General features: G+C 45.5%; 21 protein-coding genes and 1 pseudogene. 9 read left to right on the top strand and 13 right to left on the bottom strand.

Features of this window, described 5'->3' with window-relative positions:
• Positions 1-103 precede the first annotated feature (103 nt).
• The 5 genes from RH949_RS09530 to RH949_RS09510 form a co-directional block, all read right to left on the bottom strand.
• Positions 104-265 (bottom strand): glycine zipper family protein, encoded by a 162-nt coding sequence (locus RH949_RS09530; RefSeq protein ID WP_446352692.1) that lies wholly within the window; start codon positions 263-265, stop codon positions 104-106.
• 22 nt (positions 266-287) lie between these two features.
• Positions 288-3,908, bottom strand: coding sequence for a GAF domain-containing protein (locus RH949_RS09525; RefSeq protein ID WP_446352691.1), 3,621 nt, complete (start codon positions 3,906-3,908; stop codon positions 288-290).
• A 155-nt stretch (positions 3,909-4,063) separates the two neighbouring features.
• Positions 4,064-5,032: an ADP-ribosylglycohydrolase family protein gene (locus tag RH949_RS09520; RefSeq protein WP_446352690.1), complete on the bottom strand. Its 969-nt coding sequence runs from the start codon at positions 5,030-5,032 to the stop codon at positions 4,064-4,066.
• Between the two features lie 89 nt (positions 5,033-5,121).
• Positions 5,122-6,117 carry an SPFH domain-containing protein gene (locus tag RH949_RS09515; protein WP_446352689.1) on the bottom strand — a complete coding sequence of 332 codons (996 nt, stop codon included), beginning with the start codon at positions 6,115-6,117 and terminating at the stop codon, positions 5,122-5,124.
• 72 nt (positions 6,118-6,189) lie between these two features.
• Positions 6,190-6,618, bottom strand: coding sequence for an NfeD family protein (locus tag RH949_RS09510; protein ID WP_446352688.1), 429 nt, complete (start codon positions 6,616-6,618; stop codon positions 6,190-6,192).
• Positions 6,619-6,904: 286 nt separating this feature from the next.
• Between RH949_RS09510 and RH949_RS09505 the strand changes: the two genes are divergently transcribed.
• Positions 6,905-8,884 carry a PP2C family protein-serine/threonine phosphatase gene (locus tag RH949_RS09505; protein WP_446352687.1) on the top strand — a complete coding sequence of 660 codons (1,980 nt, stop codon included), beginning with the start codon at positions 6,905-6,907 and terminating at the stop codon, positions 8,882-8,884.
• A 311-nt stretch (positions 8,885-9,195) separates the two neighbouring features.
• On the opposite strand, the gene RH949_RS09500 is transcribed toward RH949_RS09505, so the two are convergent.
• The 3 genes from RH949_RS09500 to RH949_RS09490 form a co-directional block, all read right to left on the bottom strand.
• Complete coding sequence (locus tag RH949_RS09500; RefSeq protein ID WP_446352686.1) at positions 9,196-10,320, bottom strand: substrate-binding domain-containing protein; 1,125 nt, start codon at positions 10,318-10,320, stop codon at positions 9,196-9,198.
• 18 nt (positions 10,321-10,338) lie between these two features.
• Positions 10,339-11,061, bottom strand: coding sequence for a hypothetical protein (locus RH949_RS09495; RefSeq protein ID WP_006100657.1), 723 nt, complete (start codon positions 11,059-11,061; stop codon positions 10,339-10,341).
• A gap of 127 nt (positions 11,062-11,188) precedes the next feature.
• Positions 11,189-12,901: a VWA domain-containing protein gene (locus tag RH949_RS09490; RefSeq protein WP_006100540.1), complete on the bottom strand. Its 1,713-nt coding sequence runs from the start codon at positions 12,899-12,901 to the stop codon at positions 11,189-11,191.
• 542 nt (positions 12,902-13,443) lie between these two features.
• On the opposite strand from RH949_RS09490, the gene RH949_RS09485 reads away from it, so the two are divergent.
• From RH949_RS09485 to RH949_RS09465, 5 genes are all read left to right on the top strand, one after another.
• Positions 13,444-15,069, top strand: a complete 1,626-nt coding sequence (locus RH949_RS09485) for an NB-ARC domain-containing protein (protein WP_446352685.1) — start codon at positions 13,444-13,446, stop codon at positions 15,067-15,069.
• Positions 15,070-15,159: 90 nt separating this feature from the next.
• The gene (locus RH949_RS09480; protein ID WP_446352684.1) at positions 15,160-17,016 is read left to right on the top strand and encodes a protein kinase domain-containing protein; all 1,857 of its coding nucleotides are present in this window, start codon (positions 15,160-15,162) and stop codon (positions 17,014-17,016) included.
• A 233-nt stretch (positions 17,017-17,249) separates the two neighbouring features.
• Positions 17,250-17,435 (top strand): DUF6888 family protein, encoded by a 186-nt coding sequence (locus RH949_RS09475; RefSeq protein ID WP_390435281.1) that lies wholly within the window; start codon positions 17,250-17,252, stop codon positions 17,433-17,435.
• Positions 17,419-17,907, top strand: a complete 489-nt coding sequence (locus RH949_RS09470) for a DUF6887 family protein (RefSeq protein WP_446352683.1) — start codon at positions 17,419-17,421, stop codon at positions 17,905-17,907. Before RH949_RS09475 ends, RH949_RS09470 begins: the two co-directional genes overlap by 17 nt.
• A gap of 53 nt (positions 17,908-17,960) precedes the next feature.
• Complete coding sequence (locus RH949_RS09465) at positions 17,961-19,139, top strand: ribonuclease III domain-containing protein (protein ID WP_446352682.1); 1,179 nt, start codon at positions 17,961-17,963, stop codon at positions 19,137-19,139.
• Positions 19,140-19,312: 173 nt separating this feature from the next.
• Here the strand turns inward: RH949_RS09465 and RH949_RS09460 are convergent, their stop codons facing one another.
• Both RH949_RS09460 and RH949_RS09455 read right to left on the bottom strand, forming a co-directional pair.
• Complete coding sequence (locus RH949_RS09460; protein WP_446352681.1) at positions 19,313-19,876, bottom strand: Uma2 family endonuclease; 564 nt, start codon at positions 19,874-19,876, stop codon at positions 19,313-19,315.
• Positions 19,877-20,065: 189 nt separating this feature from the next.
• On the bottom strand, positions 20,066-20,608 hold the full coding sequence (locus tag RH949_RS09455) for a hypothetical protein (protein WP_044206640.1): 543 nt from the start codon (positions 20,606-20,608) through the stop codon (positions 20,066-20,068).
• 472 nt (positions 20,609-21,080) lie between these two features.
• Here RH949_RS09455 and RH949_RS09450 point away from each other — a divergent pair, with 472 nt between their 5' ends.
• Both RH949_RS09450 and RH949_RS09445 read left to right on the top strand, forming a co-directional pair.
• The gene (locus RH949_RS09450; RefSeq protein WP_232231692.1) at positions 21,081-21,254 is read left to right on the top strand and encodes a hypothetical protein; all 174 of its coding nucleotides are present in this window, start codon (positions 21,081-21,083) and stop codon (positions 21,252-21,254) included.
• Between the two features lie 614 nt (positions 21,255-21,868).
• Positions 21,869-22,468: a hypothetical protein gene (locus RH949_RS09445; protein WP_446352680.1), complete on the top strand. Its 600-nt coding sequence runs from the start codon at positions 21,869-21,871 to the stop codon at positions 22,466-22,468.
• 92 nt (positions 22,469-22,560) lie between these two features.
• On the opposite strand, the gene RH949_RS09440 is transcribed toward RH949_RS09445, so the two are convergent.
• The 3 genes from RH949_RS09440 to RH949_RS09430 all read right to left on the bottom strand — a co-directional run bounded on the left by RH949_RS09440 (position 22,561) and on the right by RH949_RS09430 (position 25,350).
• Positions 22,561-23,733, bottom strand: a complete 1,173-nt coding sequence (locus RH949_RS09440; protein ID WP_006100412.1) for a beta-ketoacyl-ACP synthase — start codon at positions 23,731-23,733, stop codon at positions 22,561-22,563.
• A 156-nt stretch (positions 23,734-23,889) separates the two neighbouring features.
• On the bottom strand, positions 23,890-24,672 hold the full coding sequence (locus RH949_RS09435; RefSeq protein ID WP_006100712.1) for a peptidylprolyl isomerase: 783 nt from the start codon (positions 24,670-24,672) through the stop codon (positions 23,890-23,892).
• Between the two features lie 111 nt (positions 24,673-24,783).
• The gene (locus tag RH949_RS09430) at positions 24,784-25,350 is read right to left on the bottom strand and encodes a photosystem I assembly protein Ycf4 (RefSeq protein WP_446352679.1); all 567 of its coding nucleotides are present in this window, start codon (positions 25,348-25,350) and stop codon (positions 24,784-24,786) included.
• Positions 25,351-25,933: 583 nt separating this feature from the next.
• Here RH949_RS09430 and RH949_RS09425 point away from each other — a divergent pair.
• A pseudogene (locus RH949_RS09425) lies at positions 25,934-26,266 on the top strand (photosystem II D2 protein (photosystem q(a) protein)); the annotation flags it as partial.

Here is a 26,266-nt window from a genome sequence, read left to right as displayed (position 1 = left end):
GCTAGGGCGGGTTTTGTTTTTCCGTTATCGGTGAGCTAGGGCGGGTTTTGTTTTTCCGTTATCGGTGAGCTAGGGCGGGTTTTGTTTTTCCGTTATCGGTGAGCTAGGGCGGGTTTTGTTTTTCCGTTATCGGTGAATAGCTGAATTTAGTCCCTAAACCCGCCCCTACAATTGTCCCTAAACCCGCCCCTACAATTGTCCCTAAACCCGCCCCTACAATTGTCCCTAAACCCGCCCCTACCGTGTCTAAAGGGAAACCAGACAATGGATTTAATCCCTAACTTTTGTTACTCGACTGACGCTTTAGACAGCCTACCCAAAATTTCACTTTTTAATACATCCTGCTGTTGATTGCTTTGAACAATGACAGCGACTTGATTATTGAATATCTCCATATATCGGCGATCGCGTTCATTAAAACTTGTCTTAAAATAATCAGGAACATCCAGACAATCAGCCGGGTGATCCTCCGGGAAATTCCCCCGTTTGCGCTTGTTGAGTAATTGCGTCACCCCCAATAACTCCCCATCGCGACTTAAAACAGGCATACAAAGTAAACTATAGGTGCGATATCCGGTTGCTAGATCCATTTGTTTGGCGTGTAATGCGCCATCATGGTCATACAAGTCATAGGGAATCATCATTAGCTTACCAGATGCTGCCACTTGACCCGCAAACCCCATACCAATTTCACAGCGAATTTTCCCAACACCGGGAAGTTCAGTCCATAAATCACCCTGTTGACGATCAACTAACCACAGGATACTGCGATCAGCATTGGTCAACTTTTGCGCCGCATCCATGACTTTTTGCAGAATTTCCTGAGAGATCCAATTCCCTTGACTAATCGAACTAATCGCTAACCATAATGCATCGATCGCTTGTCGCCCCTGAATGATCCGCATTTCTCGATAAAAGGATTGTACGCCTTCCAGAATCGGCAGAATTGAGGGGACAGATTGATCCAGTTGCTTTTCATCGGCTTTGCTAAACCCTTTAGGGTCAATGCGTTCAGATAATGGTGCGTTGCGATCGCTAGTAGGTTTGAGTTTATTAATTAATTCAATCAGTGCTACCACAGTCTGCTGCGAATTGACGATAGGATAGACTAAATAACTGTGAATCAGATAATCCTTAAACTGAGGAGTAGCGGTTTGAATTAACGTCGAGAGGCGGGGATGCTTCTGACTAATTCGATGTCGCATTGGTTTAGAGATAGAGGCTAACTTGCTTTCATCAGCAGCAAGCTGAACTTCTCTTAATTTTCCCGTTTCATTATCAACAATTAATGACCAAAACGCTTGGTTTTCGCTATTCAAGACAAAAATCGTCGTCTGTTCAGTATCTAGCGTCTTGGTCACTGATTTGGCAATAAAATTTAGCATGTTATGCATCACCTCATCGCTATGGTTGCCCACGGCTTGATTAAGCATTACCAGGGTATTGTGAACCCCTTCTTTGGGTTGAATTTGGGTAAACTGCTTTAAAGTTTCATGAGTCTTGGCATATTGCAAAATCACACCCACTCGCTCATTAAACACTTGCATGGACTGACAGTCATGCTCATCAAAACTGGCTTGAAATTGTTCAGGCGGTTGGGGCCAATCTTCATGTTTATAGAACGGAAAATTTCCGGGTTTCCGTTTATTAACCAATTGCGTCACGCCAATTAATTCACCATCGGCGTTAAATACAGGCATACAGAGCAAGCTACAGGTGCGATAACCCGTGGTGCGGTCAAATTTTCGCGAATTCGTCGCATCGGGATGATCATACAGATCAAAAGGAATATTCAGAGGTTGACCTGTTTTAGCCACCTTACCCACAAATCCCACACCGACAGGAACTCGCATTTGGGTTAAAGAACCATCAGCTTGGAGAATTTTTGTCCATAAATCATGGTGATCGCGATCCAAAAGCCATAAGGTACTGCGGTCAGCATTCATCAGTTTCTTCGCCGCATCCATGACTCGTGGCAGGATTTCTTTAATGTCTAAACTACTCTTATCTAGGGAACGAGTGGCTTCGGCTAAAGCTGCGGTGGCTCGCAGTTTCTTTGTGGCACGATAACAGGATTGACAGCTTTCCAGAATTCGGCAAATTGCTGGAACAAATTCTGCTAGTTGCTTTTGATCCCGTTGACTAAAGCCGTGGCGATTGATTAACCAATGTCCTTGATTGTCAGAGTTTTTGGGTCGCTTTAATTTGTTGAGTAATTGAATAACGGCAATAACTTGCTTATTTTCATTGCTAATTGGTAAAGCCAAGACATTATAGGTGTAATAATTGTATTTTTCATCGTATGCTTTAACCAATTCAGACCGCGCATCTTGGTAAACATTCGAGCGAATATTAATGGGTTTTCGAGTTTTTGCCACTTGACCTGCAATTCCTTCCCCTAATCGTACCTGAATATCCAGAAATTCACTCCCTTCATTTTCAGCCACGACTGACCAAAGTTCAGTTTTGTCTTCATTGAGTAAAAAGATAGTCGCGCGATCGGCGCTGAGTAAATCACCAATGCTTAAGGTTACGTCTCGCAACACCTCATACAGCGCCTGCGCCGAATCTCTACCATCAGCAACACAAGCTAGTTGAGAGACTAACAGTTTCCGCTCCAGTTCAGCCAGAGTTTTCTGAAATTGCGAATGTTGAGGTTCAGGTTCTAATGCCGCTAGATGTTTTTTTACCCAACTGGGGTTAAAAACTGACCGATAAATGCGATTGTGAACCTTTAAAATACTCCCTTGTTTGACGACTAATCCCGATAATCGTAGTTCCATTTGTTCAGGACTATCATCATCAATAATTTCTCCGTATCGATTCGGGGAATTGCCAAAGTCTGATATCCCATGAATGGCAGAGGAATGAGACGAATATAGGATTTTTTGGTAAAGTTTTAACAGGGAACGACTGCGTTGTTCATTTCGGAGTAAGCGATCGCGAATGGTGCGTAAATGTTCGGGTTCATCGTGGCTTTCCCAGTTTTCCAAAATGCGCGATCGCACCAGTTGCTCAACCCAGTGAGATTCTTGTCCTAGCAGTGGTGCATCCTCAGCTTCGACAATCAGTTTACAGAGTTTCTGGGTGAGGAATGGCTGTCCCTGTGTCCAACTGAGTACCGCTTTCGTCAGTTCCTGGGAATTGGCAGATTTGACCGTTAACCCTTTGGTAATGGGTTCAGCTTCGTCTAAGCGAAAACCCGTGAGTTCAATGGCTTCTCCACAGTTGAAGGGAAGACTATAGGCTTGGGAACGAATTAAATCCGTTGGCGACGCCACGCCTAAAATCGCAAAGGTGAGGCGGTTATATTCCGGTTGATCGGCGCGATTATTGTGACAAGCGCGAATTAAACCAAAAAAGTCATTTACGGAAAACGGTAAACGGAGAACACTGTCTACTTCATCGACAAAGATAATTAATTTTTTTCCCAAAAGCGATTGATGTTTGAGAAGGACATCTTTAATAAATCGCACTAATCCCTGGGTACTGGATAGGATTTCATAGTTGCACCACCAGCTATCAAAGTCGCCAATTTTCTCCAGGAGATTAAAACTATCAGCTAGGGTATAGGTAATACTGCCATAAAATTCACTCGGCGTAATATCGGGACTAATAATTTCGGTTAAATCAATCGCAGCACAGGCAATTCCTTCCGACTGGAGTCGCGTCATGGTTTGGACTCGCAAGCTGGATTTACCCATCTGTCGGGAATTCAGGACATAACAAAAGAGTCCCGCTTTTAAGGCTGTATAGAGAGCGCGATCGGCTTGTCGCCAGACGTAGGTGGGAGAATCAGCCGGGAGACTGCCACCAACTTTATATTCGTACATGATAGGAGTTAAAGATAGCGAACCGTACCAAACTGCCCGAATTGATATCTTTATTATAAAATCGTCATTGGTCATTGGTTATTGATTCTTGGTCATTCGTCTCAAATCTAAACGACAAGAGGGCGGGTTTTGTTGATAAGTTATCGGTATACCCATCAATTAAACGGCTAAACCCGCCCCTACAATACGATATAACTTTTGTCTCCTTCTACCCTTTTACCTGTCATTGGTTATTTGTCCTTGGTTGAATTTTCCGAGGCTAGAGATGACGCTAAACGCTGGGCGAGGTCAACAATATCGTCCTTTCGGGCAATTTGATCGCGCCAGTCTTGGGGAATTTGTTCGACACCGTAATATAGTCCAGCTAATCCGCCTGTAATTGCCGCCGTGGTATCTGTATCTCCACCCAAATTAACCGCTTTTAACACGGATTGGGCATAAGATGTACTGGTTAAAAAACACCAAAGCGCGGCTTCTAAGCTATGAATAACATAACCACTCGATTGAATCGCCTCCCTAGGAAACTGGGCGATTTCTCCATTGAAGACTCTGGCAAAGTTATCCAGTTCTGAGGTGTAGGGGGGTTGATTGTAGAGTTTTTGAATCTGTTGAATTCCTTTAAAATAAGCCGTCGCTGGATCATCACCCTCTAGTAATTGAATCGCGATACTGATATAAATTCCACATGACATCTGAGAACGGAGATGAGCATGAGTAATGCTAGAAACCTGGTGAACTCTGTGAATTAAATCAGGAAATTCGAGGGATTTATAGTAAAATGCCATGGGCAGAATTCGCATCAGTGACCCGTTGCCATTACTTCGTTCATCCCTACCGCCTGATTCTAAGGGGGAAACCTGATCCCAACGCAGGCGACGCAGGGCGGCTGCTGTCGTCATGCCAATATCAAAAACCGTTCCGTGAGGTGTCCAATAGGCTTGATCATGCCAACGACAAAAGGATTGTGCGATCGCGTCGAGGGAAAATCCCTGACAGAGGCTTTCGGCTAAACAGAAGGTGAGAGAACTGTCATCTGACCAAGTTCCTGGGGGTTGATTATAGGTTCCATAGCCCTGCATAGTAGTAACAGGCGATCGCAGGCGTTCCTCCCTGGTGGTAAATTCAACAGGTACACCCAACGCATCGCCCACACAGACTCCCAGGAGTCCAGCGAGGACTTGAGATTGGCGGGTTTCCATGAACAATTCCTCCCCACTTCAGACAGCAAAAAAAGGTGGGCATAGCCCACCCGAAAACGATGACAAATAACAAATGATCCTTTACCAGCTTAACGGGTATTGTGCGACTCAAAATTGAACGGTTCCGAATCCAACGATTCGCGATCGCCAACCATGGATCGAATCCCCTCAATCGTAGCCGGAATCGCACGGGGGTCCATAAACATCACCTTGCTACTATCGCTACTGCCAATCTCTTTACCCATCTCTAGGTAATTCTGTGCCAGTAAGAACTGTAGGGCATCACGGGCAACAGGATCACTCTTGAGTGTCTTCGCCACAATTTGCAGCGCCTCAGAGGTAGCTTGCGCCTTGAGAACGGACTGCTGGCGTTCGGCTTGAGCTTTGAGGACAATCGCCTTTTGTTGCGCCTCTGCGTCTAAAATCGCCGCCTTTTGTCGCGCTTCTGCATCTAGCACTTGGGCTTCCGCGTTCCCTCTGGCACTATTCACTGCCGATTCCCGTTCCCCTTCAGAGGTGAGAATTGCCGCCCGTTTGCGCCGTTCGGCTGACATCTGCAACTCCATTGAGTCTTGTACCGCCTTGGATGGCACAATATCCCGCAATTCCACCCGTGTCACTTTCACGCCCCAAGGATCAGTGGCAATATCCAATTCCCGCAGCAAGGTTTCATTCACTTCAGAACGCGCCGTAAAGGTCTGATCCAGTTCCAGTTTGCCCATTTCTGAACGAATCTGCGTCAGCACTAAATTCACCATGGCGGCTTGCAGATCTTCGACCTTGTAGTAAGCTTTTTCCATATCCATGATCCGCCAATAGACCACGGCGTCCACGCTGATGGAAACATTATCGCAAGTGATGCACTTTTGGGGAGGAATGTCAAGCACTTTTTCCCGAATTGTTTCCTTATACACGATGCGATCCAGAACCGGAACCATAAGATTCAAGCCGGGTTCCAGCTTTTTGCCACTGTATTTCCCCAATCGTTCCACTAACGCTTCATTTCCTTGATTAACAATCTTAATGGAGCTAGCCATAGTGGAACCGCCAAGCACCAGAACAATGAGCCAAGCGAATATATCCATGTTATTTTACCTCCTAAAAGTTTGATAATATGCCACCCGTCAAGAGTAGCCAGAGTATTTCAAACGAAAAATTTAATGTATGAGAGTCTGGGGAACCACAATGAGTGTGTTACCTTGACGGCGGACAACATAAACCTTTTGGTTGGGTGCGATCGCCGCCATTTCATCGTCACAACGCGCTTGCCAGGAATTGCCTTCATAGAGGATGCGTCCCGTTTCTCCAGGGGGAATTTCGGTCAGGGTTCGAGCTTCCACAGCATCGAGACGTTTAGCTACCTTGGCGGCTGGGAGAATGCGGCGAGATGCAATCACCAGCGCTGTGGATAGCGCCAACCATAGCACAACTTGTACCGGAAACAGGGGAATCATTAACGCCACCAGTGCCACGACTAACGCGCTAATTCCCATGGTAAAGGCAACAAACGCTGTCGGGACGAATAGCTCCACCAGACAAAGCATTGATCCTGCCAGGAGCCAAAGTAAGGAAGGATTGAGTGACATATAAAAATCCAGTGTATCCTGGGTTGAAAGCCTTTTATTCTAGTTTAATTCGCCAGTCCGCCATTTCTTGTAGGAGCTGGGGTGTTCCAGACGTGCCATGGCGCTATGGCGAGCAACAGGCAATGAAAAATGACCAAGAATGAGGGACAAACTATAGACACAGCGCCGTGTTTTGATTATGCTTATTAATTCTAGGGGAATGATAGGGAATTAAACTCTGAATCGGGACGCTTGGTATTAAAACACTCCAGTTGCCAATTCATTCCAAAATTATTTTTTAAGATTTATGAGTACTGATCAGCCGCAAACTAATCATTATCTGTGGGCAGTAGGTGCAACGGCTGCATCGATCCCAGTGGGGGAAATGGTTGCCGAACGGTATCAAGTCGTCGCCCCCAAAATTTGGCTGGATCTGCACCCAGAGGAGTTACCCCAGGCTCCCGATCGCTTATGTGAAATGTTTCTCCCCTATCTACGCCTGTATCCCCATCGTCTCCACATTCCAGAGGTTTATGGCGTTTGTGCAGGGGCAGACTCGGAATCAGATACACCGATTATTTTGCTGGAAAATGTCCCAATTAACAACAACGGTGAACTCTATCCGGCGATTACGTCACAATGGTCAAAAGCCTCCCCTGTGCGTCAGATCTATTGGTTATGGCAAATTTTAGAGTTATGGCAACCGTTAGTTGAATTAGGCGTAGCCGCCACCCTGGTTGATCCCGAACAGGTGCGAGTCGAAGGCTGGCGGGTGCGACTGCGGGAACTGGTTAGGAATGGGACGACGGATTCTGATCCCGCACCTGTCCCCCTGTCAGTCAGAGGTAAAAAAACCGACTCATCAACCAGTGCGTCTAGAGGTACAACAACTTTACCCCACTCCCGAACTCAGGCGAGTCTGCAACAGCTAGGACAATGTTGGGAATCTTGGTGTCGCACAGCATCCGTGGCGGTGGCGGATCAACTGCGAGATATCGCCCAGCAAATGCAAACGCCTAACCCCTCCTTTGAGGCAATTGCCGTTCAGCTTAATCAGCTTCTGTTGGCTCAATCTTCGCAACAACCCTTACGTTTAGAAGTAGCTGGACTCACGGATACGGGACCTTTACATGACCACAATGAGGATAGCTGCTATCCTCTGCGATCGGATTTGACCGCAGAACCTGATCCCCTGATTCCCCATCTCTCCCTCGTCTGTGATGGGATTGGCGGACATGAAGGTGGCGAAGTCGCTAGCCATATCGCCATGCAGTCGGTGAAAATTCAGGTGCGGGCGTTGCTAGCTGAGTTACTCGAAGATCCGGAACTGATGAGTCCGGATTTAGTGGCACAACAACTATCGGCAATTGTTCGAGTTGTCAATAATCTTATTGCTTCCAAAAACGACCAACAAGAACGAGAATCCCGGCGGCGCATGGGTACAACTTTAACCCTAGCCCTACAATTGCCGCAAACGGTGATTCAATCGGATAGCGAAGGCAATAGTCACGAACTCTACATTGCCAGTGTCGGGGATAGTCGTGCCTACTGGATCACTCCCGACTACTGCCAACAGCTTACTGTCGATGATGATGTGGCGACGCGGGAAGTCAGGATGGGTCGAAGTTTTTACCGTCATGCCTTACAGCGCCCAGATTCTGGCGCATTGACCCAAGCCGTAGGAACTAAGGATGCGGAGTCTCTTTATCCCCATGTACGCCGCTTGATTTTAGAGGAAGATGGTTTATTGTTGCTCTGTTCAGATGGGGTAAGTGATAACAATTTGATCGAGTCTGTTTATGGGGATTTTGCCAAAGATGTGTTCAGTGGCAAGCTATCCCTAGAAGCAGCAGTACAGTTTCTGGTTGATCAGGCAAATCAACGAAATGGTTATGATAACGCCTCGGTTGTTCTCACCTATTGTGGTGTTTCTCCACAATATCCGGTGGTGTTGAATCTGGACGGATTACAACTGGAAAATAATGCCCAGACTATCGAGTTAGAGACTCAATTGCCAGCCACAGAGGAACCTGTTGGTGAGGAGGACGAGGAAATGTCCGAACCTATAGACGTTGAAGTCGCATCCTCTAGTCAGGATTGGTTCAAGATCATCTTAGGAGTTTTTGGGATACTGGTGATTATCCTCTCGGCGGGCGCTGCTGTGTTTATTGCCCAGTGGTTACTCAATCCCCAAGCATTCAAACAAATGCGCGATCGCTTTTTGCCTCCTCAACCGATAGAACAGCCTGAGTCTATCCCTGATTCACCACCTGAATTAGAGGATTAAGAGACAGGGTGTAGCGACAATGGTGCGTTACGCTACGCTAACGCACTCTACAGATAGATCCTATGCATTAGTCTATGAACAATGAACGGTAAACAATCAACACAAATAACTTTTTCTAACATCTCGTTACCAAAATGGTTACGGGGACATGTTAAAGAGTGAGGGATTTTAGAATCGAAGGTAAAGCTAAAACTCCTCATGCCAAATATCGTGGGACTTAGAAAGTTCCACGGTTTTTTATGACGGCTTGCTGAAATGGTACGTTATGGTTCCTATGAAAAATGACAAATGACGAATGACAAATGACTTCATTAATTTGCCCTCTCCCACAACCGTTGAATTTCAGTTAACACTTGCTTATCCGGGGGTGGAATCACGTTTCCAGGGGGATTTATCTCAGCACCTGGAATAGTCTGAGACCAAGGACTATTGGCAACGGTTTGTAAATCAACGGTATTATTAACGGGACGGAAACCGTACTGCACAAACACTTCCTGTTGGGGCGGTTGAGTCAGAAACTCTAAAAATTGTTGGGCAGCTTTTGCCTCACCTTCACTCACATTGCGTCGTACAATGGCTGCGGTAGATACCGTTTCAATTGTCGGATCAAGGTAATAAATTTGGTAGGGTTTGCCTTGATTCGCGGCTGATTGCTGCCAACGATAGAGGGCAATACTTTCATATACGGTCGCCACATCTGCATCATTCGGACCCCGACTGATAAATTCTTGTAGTAATATGTCAGTTGAACGGGGCGGCTGATAGACGGAACGCTTAATTAAACTAAATAAGGAATTAATTTCAGGATTGTTTAATGCAGCGCTGCTGAGTGGACGTCCGCCTAATTTAGACTGCGCCCATAGTCCTAACGTTACCTGACCACTATTAGAACGGGTGGGATCGGTAATTACAAAATCAAAACTGCCCCAATCGTTATTCCCGCCAATTTCTTCCCAGTTTCCTGCTTGCATGGCTTGTTCAACCCGTTGCCATTGGAAACGCCCGTTGGGAAACAGAATAGTGCCACGTTGAGTCCAAGCTACACCCACAAGGATCGTTTTGGCAATAGGTTGAGGCGTATTGTAGAAAGGTTCACCATTCTGTTGCGCCTGAATGCGATCGCGTAATTCCTGTACAATCTCGCTACTGGCGGGAATGAGTACCGTAGGCTGGAAGTCGTTCTGGTTATCAATATAGTTATTTACCATATCCTGGGAACCTTGAAACTTGAGTTCTAAGTCAATTCCCGGATTTTCTTCTTCAAACTTTGCTTCTAGACTTTGCAGGGGTTCAGCCAGTTCAGTTCCACTAACCACCACAACAGTCTGGTTGAATCCAGGTAAAGGGGCATAAGTTAAACCTAAAGATACCAGGATAATGCCAATGGAGGTTAACAGCCGGGTTGGGTTTTGAGATTGACGAGTTTTGGTTGCCATTGTTCTGGTGTACTTGGATTATTTTGTTACCAATAGATCGAAACTCTCTTCTAAACTATGAAGTTCTTCACTCAAGGAACGGAGTTCTCTGGCTTGTTCGGAGTCATTTAAATCGGCAGTTCTTAGCTTATTTTGGAGTTGCTGTAACACCCCGGCTGCATCAGCAATCATAGTCGAAAGGCTGGTAACTTGTGCTTGACGCGCATCTTGTCCCTGACGCGCTAACTGGAGATTACGCTGCAAGCTTTCTGTAAGTTTATTAAGTTGGTCTTTAGCAACACCACTCGCTTGGGTTTGTTTGTGATTGACCTGTTCGAGTTGCTGTTGTAAATCACTGACGGATAGTAGGGAATCAGCCCCCTGAAAGCGTTGAGTCAACTGGTCAACTTTAGCAGGTAATTCAGAGGCGCGATCGCACGCATACTGAACGGCGGCGAGTAACTCGACTTCTAAGCCATCGCTTAAGAGTTTAGTGGCTTCTGATCGCAATATCTCTGCTTTCCCTGCTAACGTCTGGGCTTGCTGTTTGACCAATTGCAGTTCCCGCGCCAGTTCCGGGTTCTCTAGATTCAACGTTTCCGGTTCTTTCGATTTGAGTGCGATCGCACCGCCTGTGGCAATAACGGCGGCAAAGGGTAACATGACCACACTGGATAAGTTAGCCAGACGAACGCCAACAACAAGAACAATTCCGCCAGCGAGTACAGCTAAAGGGTAGTTAAGTGGATTTGCCAGTTTCATAAGGTTTGAGTTTTGAGTATGTAGGGGCGGGTTTAGGGACTAATGTTGATTCTTTTCCCTAGCTTGGCTACAAAACCCGCCCTTTACTTACTTGACGAATGACCAATGAAATAATACCAATGACCCATTAGAATTCAACCTGTAAATCATCCATAACCGTCGCAATCGTTTCGGGATCTCCTTTACGGTAATAGCCTGCATTCAGGTCAGCAATTGCCTTCAGCGCCTCCGGATCAAAATCACCTTCCTTACCATAACCAATGGTAAAAAATGCAATTCGCTGATCACTATTAAACCCACTTTGTTGCAATTCTTGTTCTAGTTGATTCAGATTAATCTGAGACCCCGAATCTTCCCCATCGGTGAGAATTAGCACCGCATTAATCGCATCCGGGCGAGGATTGTCTTGTAACCAGTTACGGGCATAAAGTGCCGCATCATAGAGTTTAGTCCCTCCATAAGCTTGAAGACCACTAATAAACTCCAAACCACGATTCCGTCCGGCATCGGTTCCCTCGACCAACACAGGTTGGCTAATTTCATCATTAAAATCAATCAGGGCAATCTTATCTTTAGATCCGAGGCTGTTAATGTAGTTCTGCAGTGTATTCTGTACAGCAGGTAATTTATTTCCTTGCATCGAACCCGATGTATCCACTACCACAACCACCTGGGAGGGTTTCTTTGCCACCTCTTGCCAGGAGGTTAACATTGCCTCAACAACTTCGGGTTGCGGGGGACGATAGGAATCATATTTCGCTTGGGGATCAACGCCAAACTCTGGAATAAACTTCGGTCCTAAAGCGACGCCTGGGGTTCCCGGACGCAAACCCAGTTCCGTGGCAATTTGTTGGGCTTCAGGCGATTGTAAATAAGTAACAACCTTCTCGGCGGCGGCTTTTTCTTCCTCACTCACCCAAGGCGCATTGGGGATAATCGCCCGCATATTTGAGGTAAAGGTGGCGTTGGGATAAACGGCTTGGTAACGGGGTTGATTCGGTTGGGGGTTCGCATTTGCCGCAATCACTGAAGACTCATAAACTGAACCCACAGATGCCCAAAACGGTCCATTTTGCACCATGGCTTCCGCTAGAGAATCAGTGGAAACGCCATACCGAGTAATTTTGCTTTGGATTTGCTGAACTTGGGATTCATAGTTCTTAACATCTTCCGCCGTTAAATCTTCGGGACGCTTCCCCGAAACCGCCGCATATTGGGCGACTAAGGTTTGTAAGCCAGAATTAGAACGGGTGGGTGCGGTATGGACGTAGTGAACGGCTAAGGGGGGACTGGCAGGGTCGATATCTTGATGGGTTTCAGCCGTGACTAGGGCTTTGAACGGATTAGCTGTGTTCTTCAATCCTGTTGCAACATCCTCCTGTGCCATAAAGACCATCGGACTATTTGCCAGCAGGGGGGAGTCGGGAATCTCTGGAATGTAGTTTTGTCCGGGAAATAGCTGATTCATCCGGTAGATTAACTGACTTTGATAAATCTCGCCATCAACGGAAATCAAGGTGGGCAATTCCGCAGACTCGGCTTCCAGAGTGCCATTTTTGAGTTGTTCGGCTTGAGAAACCAAGCTAGTAACAATATCGCCACTCCCCATCGATTCACAAGTTAGGCGGATGGCGGTGCCATTATCAAGTTGGGGCTGTTGTTGATTGAAGTTTTCTGCCGCTTGGTTGCAGAAGTCTCCCAAGGCGCTACCTGCTAGGAATTTAATGGTGAGACCACTGAAATTGTTTGGATTCGTGTTACTCCCGTTACAAGCGCTGAGGAGTAGAAGGCTGAGGACAGCCGTAAGGCGAGTGATTAATGGGCGAGGTTGCAGATGCATAGAAGCCTCTACATCAATGACTAGGTATTATAACTCTAGTGTAGGAGCGATCGCGTCTCTTTGAGGATTAAAATAGAGAGTCCGTAGTCAGGGCTTTAGCCCTAGATCGTTAAGAGAAAGTTATCAAAAATTTCATTGCCCTGGTGAGGAGGAAGTCACAGCTACATAAACAAAGTCCGCCTGCGCGGACTAAATTATACAGAGGATAGTCAAACCAGATTGAGTATCCTCAATAAGGGCGGGTTTTGTTGCTCAGTTATTAATACAAAGCTAGCTTGAATGGCTAAACCCGCCCCTACAATTAACTGGCTTTGCCCGATTTGGTATTGGACAGTACCAGGTAATTGCTCTTTAGCTCAACAGTATATATGATAAAATTGTCACAATAAACGCCAGCCTTCTGGAAGATTACTTTAGTTCAGGGCATAATGAGCGTGACTCCATTATTTGGGTCATGACACCTTTGAATGTGTGCTTTTATCCATAACGTTAGAAATTGCTCTAAAATCGATCTTGACAAATGGCAAAACTAAGGTGAGACAGTGCCGACTCTTAAAGCCTCTCAATGGGGACTCGCTAAAATCAAGCAAGCCAGAAATGAAAAGGGGTGGAGTTGGAGTCTTGATGATGACGACACCTGCTTGCTTGAGGCTAGTCGAATACTGGAACCGGATAAACCGTGGTATACTGGCGGACCTTATGCCACTGGACTCTCCCAAGGGACATGGAAACGGTTTTTAGCCGGAAGACAACCCATTAGTGCTCATGCCTTTAAAGCATATTGTCACGTTCTAGGACTCAACTGGGAAGAAATTGTCGATCAAGGCAAGACGACACCCTCCAATAGTCGTAGTCACCAAGATTGGGGAGAAACCATTGACATCTCCATCTTTTACGGTCGCACGTCGGAACTGAAACAGCTAGAGCAATGGATTGTCAAAGAACGCTGTCGTATCGTAGCACTCCTGGGAATGGGGGGAATCGGTAAAACCGCCCTGGCAGCGAAGGTAGCTGAACAGGTACAATCTTCCTTTGAATATGTGATCTGGCGATCGCTACGTCATGCTTCACCCCTGGGTGATCTCCTCAGTGAGATCATCGACTTTTTATCGGAGGGTAAGGAACTAGAGTCACCCGATACCACTAACGGTCAAATTTCGCAACTGATGGACTACTGCCAACGCCATCGCTGTTTGTTGCTCCTCGATGATGTGGAAACTATCATGAGTAGTGGCAGGTTAGCCGGACATTATCGAGAAGGGTATCAAGACTATGGGGAACTGATTCGGCGCATGGCTGAAGAACGCCATCAAAGCTGCTTATTGCTGATTAGTCGGGAAAAACCGATAGAAATTGCCTCATTAGCGGGTACAAAACTCCCTGTTCGAGAACTCAAACTCAAAGGCTTAAGTGCGGAGGATGCCAAACGCATTTTAGAAACGAAAGGATTTTCCTCCTTAAAGTCAAGTGCTGATGCCCTGATTCAGCTTTATCGCGGCAATCCGTTAGCCCTAAAAATTATGGCGACAACTATCCAAGAAATATTTGACGGAAATATTTCGGAATTTTTAGAGCAAAGTACATTAATTATTGGTGATATTCTACCGAATGTTTTTAATCAACAATTCCAACGTTTATCTCCTTTAGAACAGGAAATCATTTATTGGTTGGCACTGGAAAATCAGCCGCTTTCAATTTCGGAATTCAAAGAGGCAATGAAGTTTTCGGTGACATCCTTATCGAAACTCCTGGCGGCGTTGGAATCCCTCAAACGCCGATCGCTGTTGGAGAAAGAACCCAATGCCGAAGCTAATGAAGCGATTTTTACCATTCAGCCGGCTTTGTTGAAGTATGCCACCAATCAATTTATCGACCAGGTGTGTCAGCAAATTTCAACTGTTTGTCAAACAAAATCCGTAAGTCAACTGGGGCTACTCAGGAGTCATGCCCTAGTCAAAGAACAGGTATCCGATGATCTGAAGACGCTACAAATTCGCCTAATTCTTACTCGCGTCAGGGATCGATTGTATGTGTTAAAAGACACAGAGCGCCTAGATGATCAACTTAAAGCGATTCTTTCTATACTAGAAGGAACATCTGACCAAATGGTGGGATATGCACGACTTAACACGATCAACTTACTGGATGCGATTGAAGGCAGATTGTAAGCAGACCCTAGAGGTTTGGCATAAGTGGCGAAGCAAAAAGAGATAAGTGATACTGCGACATAGCCAAGATTACTGTTTCTAACCCCCCTCATGATATACCCCAACCTGTTGCTTCAAAACCGTTATCGAGTCCTGCGAACACTCGGTAAAGGTGGGTTTAGTCAAACCTTTGAAGTCGATGATCAGGGAATTGCCAAAGTTCTGAAAGTTCTGAATCTGGATCGGTTCTATAGCCATGATGCGAAAGAAAAAGCTATATCCCTCTTTCAGCGGGAAGCCACAGTCTTGAGTCGGCTTCAGCATCCCGGTATTCCTAGAGTTGAGTCAGATGGCTATTTTGTCTGGTCACAGGGGACAGAAGTCTCCCTGCACTGCATAGTCATGGAGAAAATTGAGGGGCTTACGTTAAAGCAGTGGCGATCGCGTCGGAACAAACCGCTTCTGAGTCTAACTCAAAACCAGGCGATCGCGTGGTTGAAACAATTGGTCGATATTTTAGAACAACTGCACAAACAAGAGCTAATCCATCGAGATATCAAGCCCTCCAATATTATTCTGCGACCCAATGGGCAACTGGCATTAATTGACTTTGGGGCAGTGCGGGAGATCACCGAAACCTACTTACAACGGCAAAAACAAGATGAAACTGGCACCGTGATTATCTCCAGTGGGTATACACCACCGGAACAAATGGAGGGCAAAGCCGTGGCGCAATCAGATTTCTTTGCCCTAGGTCGCACCTTTGTCTATTTATTCACAGGCAAATCTCCCAACGATTTTGAGTCTCACCCCCGGACGGGCAAATTGCAATGGCGAGAGAGTGCGCCGCAAGTTAGCAAAGAATTAGCGGATTTAGTCGATTATCTGATGGCGACGTTTCCCGGTCAACGCCCGCAAACCCCAGCCATGATTCGTCGTTGTATTGAAGAAATTATTGCGCCCACCCCCTCCTTACCGCCACCAGCACCGATTCCGATCAAGAAGCGATCGCCAATTCAGTCCAAAGCCAAAGGACTGATGTCTCTAATTACTCAGTTATTGCCCATTTCCACCTCACCCAATCCCTGGGAAAAGGTAAAGCTGCGCCGGACTCTTTCTGGACATACGGATGAGATTCGTGCCATTGCTATCAGTCCAGATGGTAAGACGTTAGTCAGTGGCAGTTATGACAAAAGCATTAAACTGTGGGCATTACGCCTCGGCAAACCTTTGCATAACTTAACTGGACATAGCCACCGTGTAACCTGTGTGGCAATTAGTCCAAATGGTCAGATTTTAGCCAGTGGCAGTTATGATAAAACCATCAAGCTGTGGTCACTTAGCACCGGAAAACTGCTCAATACCCTGGTCAGTCGTGCGGATCGGGTGCGAGGTATTGTATTTAGTCCTAACGGTCAGATCCTCATCAGTAGTGGGGACTGTGAAATTAAACTCTGGGCGGTACGGACGGGCAAACTGCTACGTATTTTAGCCGGAAACTCCAATTCAGCCCGACATATTGCCTTTAACCCCGATAGTCATAGTTGTGCCGTGGGCAGTTTGAATGGCACCCTAGAACTGTGGAATCCTCATAATGGTAAACCGCTAATGACGTTTACCAATCAATCGACGAGCATTACTTGCCTAGAATTTAGCCCAGATGGTCTGATCCTTGCCAGTGGTAGCAGTCGGGCAATAACCATCTGGAATCCTCAATCGGGTAAACTATTACGGACGTTTGCCCCCGAGTCACCAGGGGTGGCGGCTTTGGCATTTAGTCCCGATAGTCAAGTTCTCGCCAGTGGAAGTGGTGCGCTAATTGAATTGTGGGATGTTCAAAATGGTCAACGATTAACTAAGCTGTCAGGACATGCCCAACCCGTTCGTTCTCTAGGGTTTAGTCCCCATGGGGATATTCTCGTCAGTGCGGGGAGCGATCGCAAAATTAAGCTTTGGCAGTCAGTTTAAGCTGTTCGGCATTTAAACCTTAATGTCAATAATGACGAAATCCTTGTAATGCGTTTAGCGAAGCCATGCCGCAGGCTTTGCATCTTCCTCGCTACTAATACCCAATTTAAATAAATGCATGACGGCTCAACGTTCTGTCCGTGCGATCGCTGTTCAGCTATAGGGCAAGAACTAAAGTATCAAGGGCTGGAAAAATGTAAACTAGATAGACTGAAGTGGATGGAGGATGAAAAATTTTTCCAACGGCAGCCCAGGCATCGAAGTGTTACTTAGTTTGTTATGCTTTAACCAAGATGTACCAGCCTATTTTCCTTGTTCGCATCGATGAACGGACAGGCAATCTTTTTATTCTGGCTGGGGACGATATAGAAATATTAATTGACCCTGATGGTGAGTTAATTTATGACAATGCAACCTAATTTTCAGACAATGAGTAAAAAGGAATTACGATCCTATTTGCTGGCTCATCGAGATGACGATAGCGCTTTCTATGCTTATGCAGATAGAGTCTATGACTCTGTGGCTACAGTAGAAGCAGCCGTTTTTGAGTGGTTAAAGCGTCAAAATCCTCACCAGGAGATTACCAAGGCTCCGGACAAGTGTTTAAGGTTTCTAATCACAGATAAGGACGAAAAAGTCAAGAGGATAAACGTGCATATAATAAATTCTTCGATAGCTGATTATAAAACGCTATTGGAGATAAAAATCCAAGATATTAATAGTGATAGCCAGAAAAACAAAGTTGATTTGTTTGTAGTTTTTGTTAGTGAAAATTGTAAAAATGCACTGAATTTAAAAAGAGATATAACCGAATTACACTCCAACAGTGTTACGAAATCTGCACGAGTCGTTGGGTATGTTGACTCAGATGGAAAATTTAAGGAAATTTAAAACCTAGATTGCACATAAAATTGCTACTATCAGTTCAATTTATAGTTTGAATTATGGATATAAATATAGAGGCTGTTAAAAAGGCAATCAACATTGCTGATTTTAACCATACGGAGTTGCTTGAAGTTGCTCTGACGCATCCTTCATATATCTTTGAAGATCGTAACTTAGATAAGCAGCAACAAGTCAAACAGGAGCGTGATTACAGAAGGCTGGCAATTCTGGGCGATGCAATTTTCAATGCTGTTGTAATTGACTATTTACATAAAAATGACTCTACTCTAAATCAAGGTAAAATTACTGAATTAAAAAGTAACATAGTGCGCCGGGAAAAAGCTTGTGAATTTGCACACAAGTTAAACTTAAGGAAGATCTGTAGACTTGGAGGAAGTGCAAAAGATAAAGAGATAAGCAAACAAGTTAATCTATTTGGTGAGATGTTCGAGGCATTAGTAGGCGCGATATATCTGAATTTTGATCGCAACTTCTCTCATGTCCGTGATTGGTTAGTTAATCACTTTATCAAACAGTCTGTGGATGAGCTGAAAGAACTTGGAGCAACCGACAAAGAATCATCCGAAGATAATTCACAGACAGCTAGTACCGTAAACGCTGACGAAGCCACTTTATTGCAAAAGAAAGCAGAAGCTGATGCGCTAATAGCTAACAATGAGAAATTACAAGAACTTCTTACTTGGGTAAATAAAAAATCTCTTCAAACTGAACCTCATTACCAACCAGTAAAAGTCCGAGCATTTTACCTGGCTCTCATTTGGCTGCTTGGGATTACATTTGCCCGTAAACTTGACCCTAATTGTTCTCCGGGTAAAGCTCGTCAATTTTTCCCTTGCTTTAATCGTGCCTGTGACGTTGTTCTTGATATTGCCTTTTTTGATAACCCTAATACTGATCCAGCAAATGTTATTGTTTCTGTCTTTGCTCTTGATCTTGAGCCTGAATTGAAGCAAGCCTTGCAAAAAATTAAAGCTGAACTGCCTGACCTTGATAAAGAGAAAGAACGTTTTGAAGATTGGCGGCAAAATAATGGTCAAGGCTGGATTGATAAAATAAGAAATATTTTAGGTCACGATTTACAGTTAGACGACGAGCAAAGGAATTTACTAAAGAAATATTATAATGCCAATAGATGTCTATTGGAGGAGCTGAATAGTAATTCTAATGTAACTTCCACAGTCAGACAGGAAATTGAGAATAAGCTGTTCGGCATTTAAACCTTAATGTCAAAAACTGCAAAACCCTTGTAATGCGTTTAGCGAAGCCATGCCGCAGGCTTTGCATCTTGCTCGCTAACCATTCCCAATTTAAATGCGTGACAGTTTACCTTGTTTTTACCAAAAGATGAGTAAAATAATACACAATGGCTATATCAATTGCTGTCGTCTCACTATTTGCCTCTCTTTAACCAAGCAAACACCTGAGCAACAGTTAGATTTAATTCCAAAAACTCCGGTACAGGTAACGGATCATCACCTGTCATTTCTACAGGTTGTTGTCCCGGCAGAAATACAAGAATTAAGCGCTCATCCGGGTCAATAAACCATCCTAACTGAGTGCCGTGTCTTAGACAATGGAGAATATTTCTGATCACCTTAGTCGCATTCTGATCGGGAGAGAGAATTTCAATTGTCCAATCGGGATGAAGCGCAAATACATTCTCTATTTCACCGTCAGCGTCAACGGGGATTTTTCCCCATTGAAATACGGTAACATCAGGTACAATTGAACGCCCACCAAACGTGCAACGCAGTTCTGGGAAAGCGAGGGCAATTTGCGACTCTTCAGCGACTTGGTTTATCGTGTTGCAAAGTTTAAGCTGTAGCCGGGAGTGTTTGCCTTGGGGCATTGGTTTTTGGTAAATGCGACCATTAATAAATTCACTGGCAGGTTTTGTTTCTGGTAGTTGGAGGAATTCGGTTAAGGTAATGGTTTGATTTAGCGTGGTTGTCATCGTTGTGCGATCGCCTCCTTCCCAATCAGCTATATCAGGACACGATAGTATCGTACCTCAGGGACACGGGTTCTTCGCCCTTAGACGAAGGCATACACCTAACCCACGATGGCGGCGTGACACAGCTAAAATGGTGGAATAAGGCTAAAGCCCTTACTACGAACCTGTATGTCAAACCATAAAGCCGCTTTAAGCAAGTTTGTATTTAATGGTTTGTTGGTCTAGGTATTGACGTACTCCCTCACTCATCTGTAGCAGGTTAGGTTCAACTTTTTTGCTCAGAAAATCCTCAACCACTGATGCAACCTTGTTTTTTAACAACGGTGGGACTCCCTGAATCCGCTTAGGATCAATCCTGATTTCGCCGCGACTTTCAATCAACGTCTGACCATGATCATTCAAAAAGCGATTCTTGCCAGCGCAGTGAACAGCTTCGGTAAAGGCATGAGTCTTGATACTCCATACCAGAGTATAATCTGACTCATTCCAGGTATTATATTCTGTCCACTTCAGCATATCTTTGCTCAACAGTGTTCTAACCGGAGCTGGAATCTCGCCACCACCGTGCCACTCGTTGACGGCGTGAATACATGCATTGTCTTGATGACGGGACTTCACCTCGATGCTCCGAACATTCGTCATATAGGGGATTAACTCCATTAACCTATCACGGTAGGTCGCAAAAACAATGGAACGAGAAAAGGGAATCTGGATATCAGTAGAGAGAATCATATATAGCTTTGTGGGTTAATTCTTCATAAATTGTAAGAGTAAGTGGCTAGAGCCAACCTCTCCTATAGGACTTATTTCCATGCGTCAGTTCAAAAACATCTCTGGGATAATCGCGCAACTCACTTGGGGATGAAATTCGATGTGACTTAGCCAAGTGTTGCCATTCGAGGTTGGCTACCCCTAATCCTATTATTAAGCCTTCATGAGGTCTTCATGAAGCTTTGATGAAGCTTGTGTGAAACCCTGGATAACGCTTGACACTCCCATCTGAAAATTTGTAGTCGTTAAGAGAGGAGGTTTGATTGTTCCTCGCATCACAACCCAGTCGCCAGTCACAATGAGAGTGGAGAGACAGGCATAAGTCTTATCAGTCCCAGGAACACAAACCATCGCTCAATCGAATCTACCCTGGTGAGTTATTATGCTTTTGGTTTTATTGATAACCTTAACAATCACCTTCGCAGCAGTTTGTGTGGTTGTTAACACGACAGAAGAAATCGTCCAGCTTGCCGCCGCGTTTACCGCCATGATTTGCCTATTGGTTAGCCTGGTGTTTGCCCCTGTGTGGCTTAAGGTGTTAATTGTACTCGCACCAATGGTGATCAAAAAACTCGCGATCGCGGGTATCAGCTTCACACATTTATAAGCCTGATGCCTTAGGCATAAGCCTGTTGGCAGAGAGGCTACGATCTTTCAAAAGGATACTCCGTAAGGAATACCTGCTGCCATTCTTCTTAAGTAGAGCTTGCTGCAAAAACTGGAAACCCTTAACAAGAAAGGGTTTCAGGACAATTAAAGGTTCATAAAGTGCAATAAATAAGCCTCGATAGATAAAAACTCCGACAAAATAGCGAGCCAGATGCTCGCACGACAACCGCTTTCCGTTCCCTATCCTTATTCAGCAACTCCTCAGTATGCCGAAGATTGAAGAGATTAGTCTAAGATCTTATATATCTTCCATGCAAAGTTAAACCATGAAAACTTTAAGATATATTGAAGCCCCAAAACATTTAAGACTTTGCTTTGAAAATAGGATTATAAGATAGTCCTGTCAACTTAATGATCACGGATAGATTAACACCAAAATTAAATCCCCATAATGCTCAAACATAATGTTAAGATTGAGCCAACAAGCTTTCCGGCTTTAGTCTCACGATTAAAACTCGTTTCCTGAAAATGGCTTTGGTGATTTTAGGCTAGTGACTTGGGAATAATAAACTCAAGCGGGCTGCTAATCCATTTATTTTAATAGTTTGACAGATGCAATTTAAGAAATTAGCGCTGATCTTCATGACAGTTACCCTACTCGTAAGCTGTTTACTGAGTATACTATCCGTGCGTTCGGAAAGTACGGATGCCAATCGTTCGGACAAAATCGCCAATAAAACCTCATCCCCTGTCATTCCACCCCCTCTGGAAACAGCGCTTGAGGAATTGCGTGTGATCCAAATCAAAATTGAAGGTGATATTCATCCCAAAGAGTACGGCGAAGATATACGTGATCTGACACCTATCGTCGAAAATGCCTACGGGGATGCTGAGATTCTAGCCACCGTTAAATCAGCGTTAGCCGGACACCAATTAGCGGTTCAATTCTGGGAGTGCGATCGCGTTTTTGGCTATGACGAACTTTTCCAATGCCGAGATCAAGTTCTCCAAGCCGTCTTCCAAAAATATCCCGATATCGCCGCCCAAGCCCAGGCAATCGTGGCTAGCGAAAATACCACTTACATTAGTGCGGAACTGGATGAAAATTCTGTCTTAGAGGCAATTTGGGAAAAGATAGGTATGGATACGAAAACGGCACTGCAAATGAGTAACCCAACGTCCTTGACTGCAGATAATCACACTCAAAACTAATAAGCTGTCATGCATTTAAATTTACAGCGCTTTTCAAGTAAGTGAGGTAAACAGACAGATCCCCGACTTCTCCAAGAAGTTGGGGATCTTGCTTAAGCCTGCAAAGCCAGGATTGCATTTTGACCCCCAAAACCAAAACTCCAACATAATACCTGGCGAACCTTGTGCCGACGTGCTTGGGTCACCAAATCTAAATCAAACGCGGGTTTGCCCAAGCCTACACAAGGCGGTAATATCTGATGCTTGAGTGCCATCAAACAAAACGCGACACCGATCGCGCCCGATGCACCTAAGGTATGACCCGTGGCTCCCTTGGTTGAACTTACCGCTACTCTATGGGTAAACAAATCATCCATTAACTGGGCTTCATTCTCGTCGTTTAACCGAGTCCCTGTGCCATGAGCGTGAATATAGTCGATCTCAGTTGGGGAAAGATGACTTCGAGCTAAACATTGCTGAATTGCGGTTATCGCACTCTTACCACTTGACTTTGGCGTAGTAAAATGGTATGCATCACAACTTAATCCCATGCCTAAGATTTGTCCATAAATTGGCACACCACGACTTAAGGCTAATTCCGCTGACTCCAACACCAAAACCGCTGCCCCTTCACCCAACACTAAACCCTCTCGTCGTTGGTCAAAGGGATAAGCCCCTGTTTTTGCCAAAGCCCCCATTTTGTCAAATCCTGCCAAGGTTAACCGGGTAATCGGGGCTTCCACCGCACCGACAATAACCCGTTGACATTGACCGATTTGGATCAGTTCAACCCCTCGTGCGATCGCCCAAATTCCCGTTGCACAAGCTGCCATGGGTGCCAACACAGGTGCCATCGAGCCAATTTGACGAGCTGTTGCGATCGCGGCTTGATGTGGCAATGTTTCTAACCAAGTCTCTTGCTTCAGCCGGGAGGAATGGTGACTAGAGAATAGCTCCCCTACGCCACCACTTCCCTGCTCAAAAGCGGCTCTGATCAACTCTTCCCAAGATGCCTGACAGCCACGACTAGAGCCAACCACCACACCACAATTAGGCATCGGTGTCTGAAGATTGGCATCAGCCAGAGCATCGGCGACGACGACCTGAGTCAACGTCATTAATGAACTTGGCACGGAATTGATTAGCGCCAAGGGTCGAACAGGTAATTCTGGAAAGGGTTGGTAAGAGCGAATCCCTGACTCACCATTAAGCAGTCGTTGCCAACTCTGTTCTAAACCCCCTAATGCTGAGATTAGACCAATTCCTGTAACAACAACCGAATGCAAACCCAAATTTTGACCCTTCACTTGCTGCGATTAGCGAACCGAGGCTCTAGAAGGGCGGGTTTCGTTAAGTTATTGGTTGTCTCCAAAACGTTATCTGTAAAACCCGCCCCTACACATCTACACCTCAGCTCCTTCAACTTCCCTTACCAAGCTGCACTAGGGAGATGCTTCTGCCTCAGACTCAGGTCGTTTCAGATTTTCCAGTCCCTGGGTGACTTCGGCTGACTCGATGCGATCGCCCACTTGGATAGTATCTACCACATCCATGCCATTTTTAACATAGCCGAACACCGCATAACTTCCATCTAGAAAAGGCAGATCCGATAGTGCGATATAAAACTGGGATGAGGCTGAATCTGGCATCGATGAGCGTGCCATCGCCACAGCACCACGAGTATGCTGCAACTGGGGAGGAGCAGAAATTCCAGCTTGCTCCAACGTTTTGCTATAGATGGGAGCCTCGGCATCCTTTGGCTTTATTTCTAAAGGAATGTAACGAGGCTGCCCTGTTTTCGGGTCAGTAAAACTCCCGGTTCCCAGACGCTCTACCGGAACATTGGGGTCTTTCCCTTGGGGATCACCTCCCTGAACCACAAAGGGTTGAGGTTCACGCACGACTCGATGAAACACTAAGCCGTCATAAAAACCCCGCTCGACCAAATCGACAAAATTCCCGGCTGTAATTGGAGCATTTGTGCCATCGACCTCAATGGTAATCGGAGAATCTTTAACCGTTAAAACAACAGTCGCTTTTCCCTCTAATTGGGGTAAGCTGCTAATTTGAGGATTAGTGACTTGAGCTACCGACGTTCCTGTTGTTGCGGCTGTTGAGGAATCCGTCGTGTTTTGGGATGTCACCTTTGACGGACTACAAGCTCCGAGACTTAAGCCAACAATTACTACCGCAACCAGGAACCAGCGCCGGACGATTACTTGCATATTTATTAACCTACCTTCTTGTAGCTTACGCTACTTAATCATTCTGCCTTAGAGCCTTCTGCCCTCTGCCTTTTCTCTATCAAAAAGGAGATAGTTAAACGGGATTTCCGATTACATGCCTTCTAGGGGGACAGCGAGGAAACGAGCCAGTTCTGCACCTTGGTTTTCCAGTTCCGATAGGGACAAAGGCTGTCCTACACGAGTGAGTGGAACCTCCCGGCGATCTTTGACGCGCAGGTAGAGAGTGCGGTTGGGATTAAGCCCTTCTTTGATCTCAACTTTAATCGATTGCACATCTTGCAGGCGGCAGCTAAACTCAACCTGGCGGTTTTTGCCTGGAAAGCCCCAGCGAAAAACTTTTACCATTCCGGTTTCCTTGTTGAACTCATTGTATCCGCCGCCAACATCCCAAAGGATAACCAGCCAGAGATAGAGGGCAAAGAGCAAGCCAGCAATCCCGTAAAAGCTCATGGCGATGCCTTGAGGGATAAATTGTAAACCTCTGGTATCGCCCACAGGCAAGAGATCGCGTTGAAAATAACTGGAAAGTCCGGCTAAAAGAAATCCTGTACCACCGATTGAGGCGACTACCGCCCACCAGTAGTTGCTTAACCGCCGAGAGCCTAAAACAGATTGACGCAGTAAGCGGTTCTCTTGTTGGGTTGGGGTAACTGTCATTGTTCTGTTCCTTCCCTCTCAGAATGGGTGTAAATACGCTCCGCCTATTACTATGCCATTTTTGTTGACTCCTGTGCTGCTCGGTAGCAATTCTGAGTCAGATGTATCAATTTGTAAATTTTCCAACCTTGACTATTATGGTATTCAAGCACTGAATCCCCTACTCTCCCTAGCGAAAATCGAGGATTCGTGTAAAAATATGATAGTTTAAGAAAAATTAAGTCCACGCCAGTTAAATTATAAGCTGGTAGCGCTAGGGTGCTTGACACACCCTGTATTCAGGCAAAGTTAGTCAAGTCGGCTGACTTTCTCACAGTTAAGGTACGCCGGGACTCGGCGAAACCCAAGCCGCGAAGGTTTGAAACGCCCAACCCTGAATTAACAGGGGTTAGGAAATAACACGATGCCTTTATGGCTTTGAGTCGTGTGCCTGGGAACCCGTTGATCGGGATATATGGAACGAAATTTCCATAGAATCTCCTTTCTAGAAGAAGGGAGAGTGTCAAAAAATTCCCAGTCTATCGCTGTGGAACTGTCAAGGGAAAAATCCTTGTAAACCCTTAATGTAAGAGGATTTGAAACGATGACCATAGCTGTCGGACGCGCTCCCAGCCAAAGAGGATGGTTTGACGCACTCGATGACTGGCTAAAGCGCGATCGCTTTGTATTCATCGGTTGGTCAGGTCTACTCCTGCTCCCCTGCGCCTACTTGGCGGTTGGAGCTTGGCTAACCGGTACAACTTTTGTTACCTCGTGGTATACCCACGGTTTAGCCTCTTCCTACTTGGAAGGCTGTAACTTCCTGACTGTGGCGGTTTCCACCCCCGCCGATACCTTCGGTCATTCCCTACTGTTACTGTGGGGACCTGAAGCCCAAGGCGACTTCACCCGTTGGTGTCAAATCGGTGGGCTTTGG

It is taken from the genome of Coleofasciculus sp. A1-SPW-01 (assembly GCF_040217205.1).
In the GTDB taxonomy this organism is placed as follows: domain Bacteria; phylum Cyanobacteriota; class Cyanobacteriia; order Cyanobacteriales; family Coleofasciculaceae; genus Coleofasciculus; species Coleofasciculus chthonoplastes_A.
This window is presented reverse-complemented; position numbering and strand designations above follow the sequence as displayed.